Source organism: Moraxella sp. K1664, assembly GCF_039693965.1.
Lineage (GTDB): Bacteria > Pseudomonadota > Gammaproteobacteria > Pseudomonadales > Moraxellaceae > Moraxella.
Genome location: NZ_CP155576.1, coordinates 1,081,886 through 1,096,072, shown reverse-complemented (window position 1 = coordinate 1,096,072; position 14,187 = coordinate 1,081,886). Strand labels below are relative to the sequence as shown.

Sequence of the window (14,187 nt, the reverse complement as noted above, 5' to 3'; positions counted from 1 at the left end):
GCACACGACTGTTTTATCTTAAAAAGCCAAGCCCTTATAAAACCCAACATCGCATGTTGGGCTTTGTCAATTCATGTCATGCCCCAGCCTCTCCATGCCCAAATACCGCCCATTTTTGATTTAAAATGGGTAATTGATTGCCATGCTTGAAAATTAAATGATAATGATGTATATTATCGTTTTTTACATTTTGACAAACTTTTTAACAAATTCTGCCTGCTTTTGTGATGATTGGTGATAAAAACAGGCACAATGTGATGGCGTTTGCCATTGTTAAATTGTTAAATTGTTAAAATGATTAACACAGTCAGCAAAAGCAATGACAATAGGTAACACTCATGAACCAAATCTTTCATTTAACGACACAAACCAAACATAAAAATCATGCTAAAAAGGTACTAAAACTTAGCATGCTGTCCTTGTGTTTGCTACACATCACCCAAACCGCCATGGCAGATGATGACCCCAAAGCTGCAAAGACAACCGATTTTTCTGTTGTCTTAGATGAGGTTGTCGTAACAGCACCCCACGGCACCAAAAAATCCCAAAAACCCTTTACCAAAGCATCAGCCACCAGTGTGCGAGAAAATGTATTTAATGCTAGTGAGAATGTTGATGCCATTGTGCGTAGTATGCCAGGGGCGTTCACTCAGCAGGATAAATCCTCTGGGCTGGTATCATTGAATGTGCGAGGCGATAGCGGATTTGGGCGTGCCAACAGCATGGTTGATGGTGTAACCCAAACCTTTTACAGCACCTCAACCGATGCTGGGCGTGGGGGTGGCACCTCACAGTTTGGTGCGGTGATTGACCAAAATTTCATCGCAGGCGTTGAATTAAACAAGGGCAGTTTTAATGGTAAAGGTGGTCTAAATACCTTAACAGGTTCGGCCAATTTTCGTACGCTAAATGCTGATGATGTGATTAAAGATGACAAGAATTTTGGCGTCATTGCCAAGGGTTTGACCGGTAAAAATGTGACGGATAAAAATTTTATGCTGGCAGCTGGCGGACGTGGATGGCTTGATAATGGCAGTATCAGTGCTTTATATGCTTATAGCCACAAAGACATTAGCCAAAATTATAAAGTTGGCGGTGGTGGGACACACATTGGCAATGTTGGTGATGATTTGCTACTTAGTAAACAAAAACAAGTTTTTGCCAAAGAGCATGCACTCACTTACGATGAAGCCAGCCAGTCTTGGCAAAAAGATTTGACCAAATTAGATGAAGAAACAGGCAAGCCTTTATGGGACAGAAAATATCGATTTGGCGGTAAGTGCTATGGGTTGGGCTGTATTGATACAAAAGAAAAATTTGATGATTATGTTGCTGATAAGCAGAAACAATGGCAAGAGCATGGTGCAAAAGAGTACAGCATCGCCCCCATTGATATCACCGCCCTAAACCAAACCTCAAAAAGCCATTTGGCAAAAATTAACTATAACAATGATACCAGCGATGTTGGTCTACAACTGCGTAAAATGGACACCACGATAGGCAGTCGCCGTATCAGCAATGATAATTATCAGCTTGATGTTGCTTACAATCCAAATGAGATCATTGATTTAAAAGTGTTGGCAGCTCATAATGTGGGCGTACAAAAATATCCCAAAGGTTCAACTTTTACAGGCTGGAAATTGGATAAAGATTTTGAAGCCAAAAACACTGCCAATCTTTTTGACCTGAACAACACTCACACCTTTAATTTGCCAAAGCAAATGGATTTGACCACAACCATTGGGCTTAACATATTGCATAATGAATATTCAAAAAATCGCTTCCCAGATGAGCTTGGGCTATTTTATACCAATGATTTATTATGTGGCGGCGGTTATGATGCCTGTGGTGGTCGTTTTCAGGGGACAAGCAGCACACTGCCAAAAAAATCGGTGATTGTACAGCCCTCAGGCAAACAGCGTTTTCATTCTATTTATTTGGACACATCATTACAAAAAGACAAATATCAGTTAGATTATAGCGTTAATGCCAGTCAGTATCGTTTTAGTGGTGAGCATGCCAGTTATTATAGTAGCCAAAAAGAGTTTAAAGATAAGTTTGGTGAAGATTCGCAAATTTATAAACAGCATTGCTCGCCAAGTTGTGATGTGTATGAGCCTTTGGTAACCACTTCTGGTAAAAAACACGCCATCAACCATTCTGTTACTTTAAGTGCCAAATATGACACAGGTTTTATGCCTTTTGTCAGCTTTGCACGCACGCACAGAATGCCCAACATTCAAGAAATGTTCTTTTCTCAAATTGGTGATGTTGGTGTCAATACCGCATTAAAACCAGAACAAGCCAATACATATCAGTTGGGTTTTAATGTTTTTAAGCACAATCTATTGACAGACAACGATACTTTGGGGCTAAAAGTATTGGGTTATGAAAGCCGTATCAACAATTACATTCATAATGTTTATGGCAAATGGTATGACACAAAAAATCCACCCAGTTGGGTTGCTAGTGGTGCATTAAAAGGCAATACCATACAACATCGCAACTGGCAAATGCCCGTGCATAAACAGGGCTTAGAGCTTGAAATCAACTATGATGCTGGGCGATATTTTACCAATTTGTCTTATGCCAGACAAAAGACCGACCAGCCAACCAATTATAGCGATGCCAGCGAGTCCCCACTAAATAGCTCAAAAGAAGACCAATTAACACAAGGCTATGGGCTAAGCAAAGTGTCAATGTTGCCCAAAGATTATGGACGATTTGAGTTTGGTGTGCGTGCATTTGATAATAAACTCACCGTGGGCAGTGCGGTGCGTTATTATGGACAAAGCCCACGAGCGACCATTGAACCCAGATACATTGATGGCACGCATGGCGGTAATACATCGCACTCAGATGATAAAGGTGCCCATGTCATCAAACAAATTGAGATGCTAAAAAGACAACCTTTGGTGCATGATTTTTATGTTGCTTATGAACCGATAAAAGATTTGGTGATGCGTCTTGATGTGCAAAATGCGTTTGATAAACTTTATCTTGACCCCTTAGATGCCAACAATGATGCCGCCACTCAGCGTTATTATCATTCATATTATAATGATGCCGATGAAGGTGCACCTTGTGCAGCGGGGCAGTTGTGTAAGCCTGATGCAAAATACGGCGGTACTACTCGCTCGGTATTGACCAATTTTGCCAAAGGGCGTTCTTTATTACTTTCAATGACTTATAAGTGGTAGTTGTTTGATTGATGAGTAAGCTTAAACAATTGGTGTTAATTGCTTTTGTGTGATATAACAAAGCAATTAACATAAAACAAAAATGACGACTCAAAGCCGTCATTTTTGTTTTATTTTAGCTTAGCACGATATTTGACAACACTTGTACCGCCAATACCAATGTCCTCCAATGTCCATCTTAGGGCTTTATAGTCAGACAAGGGCAATTCTTGAACTTGTCCACCAATATTAGCACGAATCGGTGAACGAATAAAACGACTGCCATCAATGGTTGCATGGGGGAATTTGGGATGAATGCCACCAACCAACACCAAACCATCAGTGATGCTTAGGGTAACCTCCATTGAACGCACACGCTCTGGGCTGTTGTTGGTGAATAGACCTTGATACTCTAAGGTATCGCCTGATTTGACAGTAGTGTCAGCATTGATGGGCGTGAGCGTCTCTTGACCGTTGATATTTTGCACGACAAACGCATTAACCACGCTCCAAATGCCTGCTGATGAGCCTTGTTGGGGGGTTTGGGGGGGACTGACCGTCATGGGCGTAACGGTAGGAGTGGGGCTTTGACCCAGTGGATTTTGGATGAAGATACTTTGTGGAGCGACTGCTGCCATTTTGCCTGTCATTGAGACATTTGATTTGGCTTGGGGGTTGGCAGTCTTATCGCACGGACGAGCAAGAGACACGCCTGCACGAGTTTTTGACGACCCACCAAAACCCTGTCGTCATCGAGATTGGGGCAGGGACGGCAATACCAACCGTAAGGCGGTTTGGCGATGGCTTTGCCCCACGCCTGATTCGTATTAACCTGCGAGAGCCTACCACGCCCCAAGGCGGTATTGAGCTTGGTATGACGGGCATGAATGGATTAGATGAGATTTGGCGGGCGTTGTGTGAGTGACTGGTGCAATAGACAATGACTGATGGGTAATAATGACAACAAAGGCGTTTCTACACACCTTTGTTATTCATGGCTTGCCTTACTTGCCTTTATCAAAAACGCTTTTCGTCCATACCACCTTCAAAGATTTGAAACGCCGAGTTTGCCCCCGTGCTGACCTGTTTGCCTTCAATGGTTGCTGTGGCGGTAAAGTCAATGCCCCCGCCTGCATTTTCGCCCGTGGCTAGGTTTGGCAGAGTAAATGAACGTACCACGACTTTTTTGTCATTGACAGGCACGTCTTTTTTGGTAAGTTTTTCGCCACGGGGCTTAAATGCTTGACCTTCAGCAAGGGGTGCATTTGGGTCGTCATAGATAATGTCTAAATCCAGTAGTACCGCCTTATCCAACGCCACTTTACCACCCACCACAGGAATGCCGATACGGGCTTTTGAACCACGATGAATCATGCGGTTATCAATGACCTTACCATCTTTTAGGGTGCGTCCTTCCACCACCACCGATGACGCACGGTTCATCACCATGATACGATAGCCTGCCACAGGGGTGTCCGCCTTACCGTCAAAAATATCGTCCACGAGCAAGGGCTGACCATCCGCCCCTACCAAAATGCGTGCGGACGTTTCGCTAACAGGAAAAGATACGCCGTCAATGGTCATGTGGCGTTCGTTTTTGTAGCTGGTGTTGGTGGTGGCAAGGGCGGTGGCGGTGGGCTTGATTTGGGCTTGTGCGGTGTGATGACAAGCAGTCATGCCAAACGTGGCAAGGCTTAGGGCGGAGATTGCGATAAGTTTTTTCATGATAATTCCTTATAAAAATGAAAGGGCGAAATTACCCAAATGAGCAATTCCACCGCACACTATATCCCAAAAAGTAATAATTATCAATCAATATTTAACATGATTATCAAATACGCACTTCCCCATGCCCAAACACCACCCATTTTTGAGAAGTTAGCCCATGCAATCCCACAGGCCCCCGAGCATGGATTTTGTCCGTGGAGATACCAATCTCCGCCCCCAGTCCATACTCAAAGCCGTCCGCAAAACGACTGGACGCATTGACCATGACCGAGCTTGAATCCACTTCACGGATAAAGCGTTGGCTATTCTCATAGCTATTTGTGATAATCACGTCCGTATGGTGCGAGCCGTAGTGGTTGATGTGAGCGATGGCGTGGTCTAGGTCGTCCACGACTTTGACCGCGAGCATGGGGGCAAGGTATTCGGCGTACCAGTCGTCATCGGTGGCAGGCTCTATGTTTACGCCAACATTTGCCAAAATCTCTTTGGATTTATCGCACACTTTAAACGTCATGGCGTTATCCACGTCATGCATGGCTTGGGCAATCCGTGGCAAGGCGGTATCGGCAATGTCCGCATGAACGAGCAAGGTCTCCATGACGTTGCACGGCGAGTAGAGAGACGTTTTGGCATTGACGCATACCTTGACCGCCATGTCCATGTCCGCCAGACTGTCCACATAAGTATGACAGTTGCCGTCTAGGTGCTTGATGACTGGCACACGGGCGTTATTGGCGATACGCTCTATCAGCCCCCGTCCGCCCCGTGGGATAATCACGTCCACCACGCCCACCATAGTGATGAGCTTATCCACCGCATTACGGTCGGTGGTGGTCAGTACTTGCACGCAGTCGGTCGGTAGTCCTGTCTGCTGTAAGCCTGTATGCACCGCATGGGCTAGGGCTTGGTTGGAGTGAAAGGCTTCTGAACCGCCACGCAGGATAATGGCGTTGCCTGATTTTATGGCAAGGCTCCCTGCTTCTATGGTAACGTTGGGACGGCTTTCATAAATCATGCCAATCACGCCAAGCGGTACTCGCATTTTGCCAAGCTGTATGCCACTCGGGCGGTAGGTCATCTCGCTCATCTCGCCAATGGGGTCGGCAAGGGCTATCACGTCATCAAGCGAGCTTAATATGCCATTAAACACCTTATCACTGATGATAAGGCGGTCAAGTAAGGCAGTATCTAGCCCCTTATCCTTGCCGTTTTGTACATCTAGCTCATTGGCGGATAAAATCCCATCTTTTTGGGCGATAAGAGCCGATTTGATACAGGCTAAGGCGTGGTTTTTGGTGGCAGTGTTGGCTCGGACAAGCGTGGCGGATGCGGTCTTGGCACGCACTCCCACGTCATTCATGTAGGTCGTTAGGTCGGTCATGATAATCCTTGATGTGAGTGATGGGCTTATATTAAAGGCATTTTTTATAAAAAGCAACTTTTATAAAAACACCCGTAAAAACAGCCTTATCTCGCTGGCATGTCATGACTTTTTAAAAACATCTTTTCACACCACACTTTTAAACCATGATTTTTAAAAACAAACACACAAAAAATGACGACCCAAAGCCGTCATTTTAAAGTTTTAAAACCATATTTGTTTGTGGTTTTATTGTGGTTTATTTTACCTTGGCACGATATTTAACCACACTCGTACCACCAAGACCGATGTCTTCTAGCGTCCATCTTAGGGCTTTATAATTCGACAGGGGTAACTCTTGGACTTGTCCGCCCACGTTGGCACGAATGGGCGAGCGGACAAAGCGACTGCCATCAATGGTCGCATGGGGAAATCTGGGGTGGATACCGCCAACCAACTCCAAACCATCGGCAATGCTTAGGGTAACATCCATCGAACGCACCCGCTCCGAGCTGTTGTTGGTGAACAAACCTTGATATTCTAAGATGTCGCCTGACTTGACGGGCGTACCAGCATTAATGGGGGTTAGCGTCTCCTGACCATTGATGTTTTGCACGATGAACGCATTCACCACGCTTTGAATCCCTACTGATGAGCCTTGACGTTGGGGGGTTTGGGTTTGAGCAAGGTTTTGGGTTTGAGTGGGGACTTGTTGGGCTGGGTTCTGAATGCCAGTTGCATAAGCTGTCGAAGCAGTCGCAGGTGTGGCAGGACTGGCAGGGATATTGGGTGCAGGAAATGCCACAGGGGCTTGCAAGGGACTGACCGCCATCGGGGTGACGGCAGGGGTAGGATTTTGAGCCAATGGATTGTGAATGGGGGTGCTGTGCGGTGTGACCGTGACCACCCTGCCTGCCGTTGGGGTGTTTAGCGTTGGGGCATTCGGATTGGCTTGGGGGTTGGCAGTATAGCTAATCTCGCCCCCTGCATTTGTCTGGTTTAGGGCGGGGGCCTCGGTCGGGGTGGGTAGCATGGCATGGGCTGACACGGCAACCGACAAGGCGGTCAGGGACAACACGGCAACACCGCCACGCAACATTTGGATGGGCATAATCATTCCTTCATTAACTCTATGGTAAAAATAAATGTCGCCCATGATAGCATGAAAAGCTGTTGCGTGCGTTAAGCGTGCGTTTATTTATGGTAACTTTCTGCCAAATTTTGACCAAATGGTAAGACATAACAAAAGACGGCACGATAAAAAAGGCACAAAAGACAAGTCATGAGACAATAATTTGATGAGTTTTGCTGATTTTATGATAAAATTCATCAAAAACACCATCATAGCACGCCATGACCCACCCAAACCCCATCCACTGGTTTCGCCACTCCTTGCCCTACATCAATACCCACAGGGGCAAGACCTTTGTCGTCATGATGACCAGTGAAGCGGTCGCCCATGACAGCTTTGCCACGCTGGTGCAGGATTTGGCACTACTGCACAGTTTGGGTATTCGCTTGGTGCTGGTGCATGGGGCAAGGGTGCAGATAAATGATGCCCTAGCACGGGCGGAGCTCACCGATGACACGCCCTTTTGTCATGGCGTGCGTGTTACCCCCACATCTGCCATGCCGACCATTTTGGCGGTGGTCGGACAGCTTACCCTAAAAATCCAAGGCGAGTTTTCCAAAGGACTTGCCAACACGCCCCTATTTGGGGCAAAAATCAGCACAGTAACAGGCAACTTTGTCAATGCCAAGCCTTTTGGCGTACGTCATGGCGTGGACTTTATGCAGACGGGCGAAGTCCGCCGTATCGACACCAAAGCCATCAAACACAGCCTTGACAATCATCACATCGTCATCGCCAACTCCATCGGCTTTTCGGCAACGGGCGATTTGTTTAACCTTAATGCCCTAGATGTCGCCACGCACATCGCCACATCGCTGGTGGCGGATAAGCTCATCATCTTAGGTAAAAGCCTGACCGACTCGCACGGCTCGCTCATCAAGGAGTTGACCGCCACAGAAGCCCACAAGCTCATCCCCACATCCACGCTCGCCCCCACACTCACGCATGCCATTCACGCTTGCCAGCATGGTGTGGGGCGTGTTCAGCTCATTGACTTTGACAAAGATGATGCCTTGTTGGGCGAGTTGTTCACGACAGACGGGCGTGGCACGATGATAAGCCAAAGCGACTACGACCACATCAGGCAAGCCACCGCCCTTGACATCATCGGTATCATGGCAATCATTCGCCCCCTAGAAGAACAAGGCATACTCATCGCCCGCAGTCGTGAACGCCTAGAAGAGATGATAGATGAATTTAGCGTCATGGAGCGAGACGGCAAAATCATCGGCTGTATCGCCATGCATGAGCTAGACGATGAGAGCGTGGAGATTGCCAGCGTTGCCATGCATGGCGACTATCGCAGTGGCGAGCGTGGGGCAAACCTTTTAAAATTTGCCGAGCAAAGTTCCAAACACAAAGGCAAATCCCGCCTGTTTGCCCTGACCACACGCACCTTGCATTGGTTTATTGAACATGGATTTAGCGAAACCACCCCAAATGAGTTACCTTGTGAGCGGTTTAAACAATGGCAAAATGGGCGAAATTCTAAGGTACTGATTAAACACATTTAGCCTGATATTACCACCCCCACCGCTTTGCCACACCCTGTATCAACAAACAAATAATCCCCACCCAAATCAGCCCAAAACTTGTCAGCATTTGCCATTCAAACGCTCCGCCCAACACCGTAATGGCAAGGACAAACAGCAACGCAGGTTCAAGATAACCGAGCAATCCAAACAAAGACGTGGGCAGTAAGCGATTGGCTTCTAGGTTCGCCTGTTGCGATAATACGCTAATGAGCCCCAAACCGATGACCTTGAATATCATCACAGGCGAGCCGATAACCGCCGACATTGCAGACTCATGAAAACACAACGCCACAAGGCAAATGGGGGCAATGATACTCAAATCCACAAACAGCCCCGTCAAGGCAGGGATATTTTGTCGCCGTCTCATCACATAAAAAATCGGATAAGCCAAACACACCCAAAACGTCGCCCAGCTGACCCGTCCCGTCCGCACAATCTCCATGCCCACGCCCACGCCTGCACATGCCACCGCAAGCCACTGCAAGCGAGTTAGTCTCTCACCCATGACAAAGCCAACCAATACCATGACAAGCGGGAACAAAAAATAGCCCATAGACACCGCCACGCCATGACCATTTAGGGGTGCATAGACAAACAGCCACAACTGACTGGCAAGAATGGGCGTGGGGGCAAGTAACCACGCCCAGCCCCGAACCCCCTTGACCCGAGACAGCCCGCCCAACACAAATTCCCATTTGCCAAGCGTGCTGATGAGTATCACCAAACACCCCCACATCATGACCATCCGCCACAAAAACACCGCCGTCCCCGTCAAGGGCGGTAGCCACTTGCCATAAGCATAAACCATGGCAAACATGACATTGGACAAGATAGCAAGGGTTACACCTAGGGCAAAGGTGTTTTTGGGTAAGCTAAATTGGGCGGGTAGGGCAAGGTTCATGGTCTTTGGTTGATACATTGATAAAAGATGACGTATTATAAAAGGTTTGTTTAATAAAAATTTTTATCTTTTATCATCATGATGATTAATTTTTGCAAAAATTGGCTACTTTTGATAAAATTTACCAAAAATTTTGCTTGCCGACCATGACCCAAGACCTAGATGACCCCGACAAAACCCTGCCAAACCCACTCCAAGACGACTGCACTCACCACTTAAAACCCTTGCCGAGCATACAGGCACATCGCCTGCCACCGTACAACGGCGTATCAGTCAGCCCTGCCAAGACGTATCACGCTTTAACTCATAAGGATTATCATGAAATACATCCCCCTTTTGGTCGCCATGCTTGCCCTGTGTGCCTGCGACAAATCCGCCACCGAGCATAACTTTGCCCCTACCACAAGTCAGTCGCCTGCCGAGCAACCGAGCGAGCCGTCCGCTCCCGAGAACCCCCACGACTTACAAGCCCTTGCCAGTGAGCTTAGCACATCCGACCCGTCCGCCTTGCCTGATGTACAGCCACTAACCACCGCTGACGGCAAAATCGCCCTTGACAAGACCCACATTCTCACCGACACACCTAAGGCGGACACGGCAACGTATGACTACCCCATCGCCCTTGACAGCATGGCGGTAAAAAACTACGCCAAAGCCTATGACATCACGGACAAACAAGCCCAGCACAGCATGGTCATCGCCATGGCAAGCCCCGAAGTGCTAAGTAAAATCCTAGACCAATTAAGAGATGGCAGATACATCACTCATCAGCTCACCGACGGGGCAGACATGACGCTTGTTATCACGACCACTCCCGATGTCGTGGCGGATAAGTTTGATTATGTCTTTGCCGACGAGTTTGGGCGTGGTTTGGTGTTACCAGTGGTAATACAGCCCAAGGAATAATGTTAAAAGAAATAATGTTAAAAGAAATGATGTTAAAAGAAATGATGTTAAAGATGTTATTTTAAAGGCATTATTTTAAAGCATGGTTAGGACGGATAATAGCCCGCCCTGCCTGTGTGTTGTATTTAGATGAGTGTTTGCGTCAATTTATCATCACACATTATGCAGTCCAAACTGCGATTTAACTTCATGTTTAAAGCGTTTGACCACCGCCAACGCATCTTTTAACAAATCACGCTCCAAGGTAGAAAGTAGCTCGGTATCCACCTGATTGGGGCTAATCGGCTCGCCATTTCGCACATAAAATAGCCCTGCATTTAGGCGAATGTTCATCAGATACCCCAGAGCGTCTACCGTATCTTTGGCGAGCGTGTCACTGATAACGCCTTGATTTTTTAGGGCAATAAGTCGCTCAAAGGTGCTGGTCTCGTCTATCCTTGCCTTTAATGCCAACGCACGCACGCCATGCACGACAGGGAACAGCCCCATTTTTTTGATGTCCATTTTGTGATTGTCCGTCTTACCAAGCATTTTGGCAAAAAAGCCCCGATTATGCTCATCAAACTGCATAATCGCACGGGCAAAATTCATCTGCATACCCACGTCTTTATCCAAATGGGCGTTCAGATGGTGTTTGACTTCATCAAGTAAATCCGCCTTACCTGCCACCGTCCGTGCGTCCAAAAATATCGCCATGTCCATGAGACTCTCGCCATCGGCACTTTTGCACCAATGGGCGACCGTGCGTTTAAAGTCGCTGACCGTCTGACACCATTTGGGATTGGATACCATAATTCCGCCCATACATGGCGGATAGCCGAACTTATCAAGCGTATCGGAGAACTTCACCGCATATTCATGCAAGGCAGTCATGTCCACGTCATCATCGGCGATTAGGGCGTTGTCTTGGTCGGTCTTTAACACCTGCTCGCCACGCCCTTCCGACCCCATGACGACAAGGCACGTCTTGGCGACCATGTCAGGCGGTGCTATCATCTGCCATGCTTTTTCAAACAGTTGTCCGTTTAGCACTTGCATCAGGCGGGCAAGCTGAACGGCACTCATGCCACTGGCTTGCAAGGATGAGATGGACTGATTCATGCTGTGGGCAATTTTGGCAAGCTCGTCAAGGCTGTCCGCTCGGTGCAACCGCTCGGCAACCAAATGGCTATGGCTTGACAGATATGCCAAAATATCCATCTACTCCAAAATCCCCACAATCTGCCCATCATCCTTGACCACAAGGCGTTGAATGCGGTGATTCATCATGGTAAGCAAGGCATTGAACAAAAAGTCATCTCCGCCAATCCCAACAAGCCCAAAGTTGGCATGAGTAAAAATCGCCCCACCTGTGTCCGCCCCATTTGCCACGACATCACGAAATACCGATTCGGTAATCAGCCCCACCTTGTCATCATGGCGTACCAGCACCGATTTGGCTTTGTGTTCACGCATCAGGCGAGCAAGCTCGGCAAGGCTCATGCCCCCATCTGCCCACAACGTGTCATGATGAAAAGCGTCCGATACCTTGGCATGAAAAAGCTGAGATAGCTCATGCCCTTCGTGCCAAGTGATGCTGGATAACCGCTCGGCAATGCCTGTATAAAAATACGCCCCAAAACGCACGTTTGAGCTTATTAGATTTAAAATCAAGGACTTAGGCAAGGCATAGACAAGGCATTGCTCGGCACAAATAAAGCTGTGCGGACTGACATTTTCAAACAACGCCCGTGTCTCAAAACTGTCATTGGTGCGGTACAACGCCACCACGTCGCCATCATCGCCAAGCTCTTTGACCACGCCTTTGATGACGACATACAGAGCGTCCATCGGCTCGCCTGCGGTAATGATGGGGGCATTGTCATCAAAAAAGACGATTTGGACTTGTTTTTGCAGTTGTTTTTGTTCGGTGGGGGTTAGGGTGTTGTAGGGGGCAAAATTGAAATTAAATCTGTCCATGATGGCTGTCCGTGCTTTTTGGTTGATAAGCATTATAGCACAAAATAACCACAGGACAAGGCGTCAGGCGTGCTAAGCGTCAGGCAGGCGATACATCCAAATGGCAGTCACCAGACAAATCCCACTTGTCAGCACCGCCACCCACAGCTTATCCGCAGGCAGTCGCCAAAACAAAAACACACTGGATATCGTCATCATGCTCCACGCCAGATATTTGGCAAAGCGTGGCATGGCACGTCGCTCTTCCCAGTCGATGAGCATTTTGCCAAAAATCTTATGTCGCATTAGCCAGCCATGAAACCGCCGAGAGCTTTTCGCCCAGCAGTAACCTGCCAGCAGGATAAATACCGTGGTCGGCATACCGGGCAGTATCGCCCCCAAAATCCCAAGTCCCACAAAAATAAACCCCATGATAAAAAACGCCCAACGTAACAAGACATTCTGATGTATGTCGTGTTTGGACGGTCGTGATGATGGGGTATGGTCGGGGTCGGTATAATCAGGGTCGATGTGGTCGGACATGGCAATACAACAATCAAGGCAGGCTGATACCTGCTATCGGCAAGACGGCAGGCAGGCTCATCTTGTCATAAAAGCCCTATTATAGCACTTTGGCAATCAGTGCGAGATTTAAAATATTGAAAATAAAAATCACCCACCTTATAGAGCGATACAGCATAGCACAAATAAGGTATGTTTGTAAACATGAATGATTATTATTTTTTTATTTACAAATTGATAAAAATAGGTTATTTTATATCGGTTTTTAATATGCGTTTCACACAGGTGATTTATGAGCGAACTTACCCTAACCGAAGCTCTAAAAGAGCATTCACGCACGACCCATGATAGCGTGGATAACCTTGTCATGAGCATGCAGCCTTTTGCCAGTCATGACAATTACCGCAAATTTTTACAAGCCCAGTATGAGTTTCACAGTACTGCCAATCCCATCTACCACAACGACAAATTAAAAAGCCAAATTGACGGCTTGGCAGAGCTTGCCCGCCTTGACCGTGTCAAATCTGACATGAAAGACTTGGAAGTCGCCCCATTTGACAAAGACATAAAGACCCCCACCTTTACCGACAGTGAAGCCATCGGCTGGCTCTACTGCGTGGAGGGTTCAAACGTGGGAGCGGCGATTTTATACAAAGAAGCAGGCAAAATTGACCTGTCCGATGAATTCGGTGCCTCTCATCTGGCAGCCCATGCAGATGGACGCATGCCTCATTGGCGTGCCACCAAAGCCAAAATCAATGCCTTACCTTTAAGTGATGATGATAAACAATCTGCCATGAAAGGTGCTGATGATGCTTTTGCTTACTTTAAGCGAGTCGTGCGTAAGATTTATGATGCGCCATAATCACAAAATACACCATATTATTACAGTATGGTATAACATAGTTAAAAACCGCTCAGATGATTGGGCAGTTTTATTGCATTCATACAGATATAACGATATAATCATCCTTGCAAGATTACTG

13 protein-coding genes and 1 pseudogene are annotated in these 14,187 nt (G+C 47.1%); 6 read left to right on the top strand and 8 right to left on the bottom strand.

What is annotated here, in order from left to right; all coding sequences use genetic code 11:
* The first annotated feature begins 338 nt into the window (after positions 1-338).
* Complete coding sequence (locus AAHK14_RS05610; protein WP_194092540.1) at positions 339-3,200, top strand: TonB-dependent receptor plug domain-containing protein; 2,862 nt, start codon at positions 339-341, stop codon at positions 3,198-3,200.
* Positions 3,201-3,310: 110 nt separating this feature from the next.
* On the opposite strand, the gene AAHK14_RS05605 is transcribed toward AAHK14_RS05610, so the two are convergent.
* Positions 3,311-3,817 (bottom strand): hypothetical protein, encoded by a 507-nt coding sequence (locus AAHK14_RS05605; RefSeq protein ID WP_194092881.1) that lies wholly within the window; start codon positions 3,815-3,817, stop codon positions 3,311-3,313.
* A gap of 104 nt (positions 3,818-3,921) precedes the next feature.
* On the opposite strand from AAHK14_RS05605, the pseudogene AAHK14_RS05600 reads away from it, so the two are divergent.
* A pseudogene (locus tag AAHK14_RS05600) lies at positions 3,922-4,104 on the top strand (NAD-dependent deacetylase); the annotation flags it as partial.
* Positions 4,105-4,196: 92 nt separating this feature from the next.
* On the opposite strand, the gene AAHK14_RS05595 reads toward AAHK14_RS05600, so the two are convergent.
* From AAHK14_RS05595 to AAHK14_RS05585, 3 genes are all read right to left on the bottom strand, one after another.
* Entirely contained in the window at positions 4,197-4,904 is a 708-nt protein-coding gene (locus AAHK14_RS05595; protein WP_194092542.1) for a hypothetical protein, read from the bottom strand.
* 106 nt (positions 4,905-5,010) lie between these two features.
* The gene (locus AAHK14_RS05590; protein ID WP_194092543.1) at positions 5,011-6,288 is read right to left on the bottom strand and encodes a glutamate-5-semialdehyde dehydrogenase; all 1,278 of its coding nucleotides are present in this window, start codon (positions 6,286-6,288) and stop codon (positions 5,011-5,013) included.
* Between the two features lie 238 nt (positions 6,289-6,526).
* Positions 6,527-7,378: a hypothetical protein gene (locus AAHK14_RS05585; RefSeq protein WP_227514648.1), complete on the bottom strand. Its 852-nt coding sequence runs from the start codon at positions 7,376-7,378 to the stop codon at positions 6,527-6,529.
* A gap of 242 nt (positions 7,379-7,620) precedes the next feature.
* Between AAHK14_RS05585 and argA the strand changes: the two genes are divergently transcribed.
* The gene (argA, locus tag AAHK14_RS05580) at positions 7,621-8,913 is read left to right on the top strand and encodes an amino-acid N-acetyltransferase (RefSeq protein WP_065255106.1); all 1,293 of its coding nucleotides are present in this window, start codon (positions 7,621-7,623) and stop codon (positions 8,911-8,913) included.
* Positions 8,914-8,920: 7 nt separating this feature from the next.
* Here argA and AAHK14_RS05575 read toward each other — a convergent pair whose 3' ends face one another.
* Positions 8,921-9,835, bottom strand: coding sequence for an EamA family transporter RarD (locus tag AAHK14_RS05575; RefSeq protein WP_227514649.1), 915 nt, complete (start codon positions 9,833-9,835; stop codon positions 8,921-8,923).
* A 146-nt stretch (positions 9,836-9,981) separates the two neighbouring features.
* On the opposite strand from AAHK14_RS05575, the gene AAHK14_RS05570 reads away from it, so the two are divergent.
* A complete protein-coding gene (locus AAHK14_RS05570; RefSeq protein ID WP_156064975.1) occupies positions 9,982-10,224 on the top strand; it encodes a hypothetical protein in 243 nt (80 codons plus the stop codon).
* Positions 10,154-10,741, top strand: coding sequence for a hypothetical protein (locus tag AAHK14_RS05565; protein ID WP_083108268.1), 588 nt, complete (start codon positions 10,154-10,156; stop codon positions 10,739-10,741). The genes AAHK14_RS05570 and AAHK14_RS05565 overlap by 71 nt, the downstream gene beginning before the upstream one ends.
* A 153-nt stretch (positions 10,742-10,894) precedes the next feature.
* Here the strand turns inward: AAHK14_RS05565 and AAHK14_RS05560 are convergent, their stop codons facing one another.
* The 3 genes from AAHK14_RS05560 to AAHK14_RS05550 all read right to left on the bottom strand — a co-directional run bounded on the left by AAHK14_RS05560 (position 10,895) and on the right by AAHK14_RS05550 (position 13,222).
* Positions 10,895-11,941 (bottom strand): DUF294 nucleotidyltransferase-like domain-containing protein, encoded by a 1,047-nt coding sequence (locus tag AAHK14_RS05560; protein WP_227514650.1) that lies wholly within the window; start codon positions 11,939-11,941, stop codon positions 10,895-10,897.
* Complete coding sequence (locus AAHK14_RS05555; protein WP_227514651.1) at positions 11,942-12,700, bottom strand: cyclic nucleotide-binding domain-containing protein; 759 nt, start codon at positions 12,698-12,700, stop codon at positions 11,942-11,944.
* Between the two features lie 72 nt (positions 12,701-12,772).
* Complete coding sequence (locus tag AAHK14_RS05550; protein WP_083108270.1) at positions 12,773-13,222, bottom strand: YbaN family protein; 450 nt, start codon at positions 13,220-13,222, stop codon at positions 12,773-12,775.
* A 271-nt stretch (positions 13,223-13,493) separates the two neighbouring features.
* On the opposite strand from AAHK14_RS05550, the gene AAHK14_RS05545 reads away from it, so the two are divergent.
* Complete coding sequence (locus AAHK14_RS05545) at positions 13,494-14,066, top strand: biliverdin-producing heme oxygenase (protein WP_065255108.1); 573 nt, start codon at positions 13,494-13,496, stop codon at positions 14,064-14,066.
* Positions 14,067-14,187: the final 121 nt, after the last annotated feature.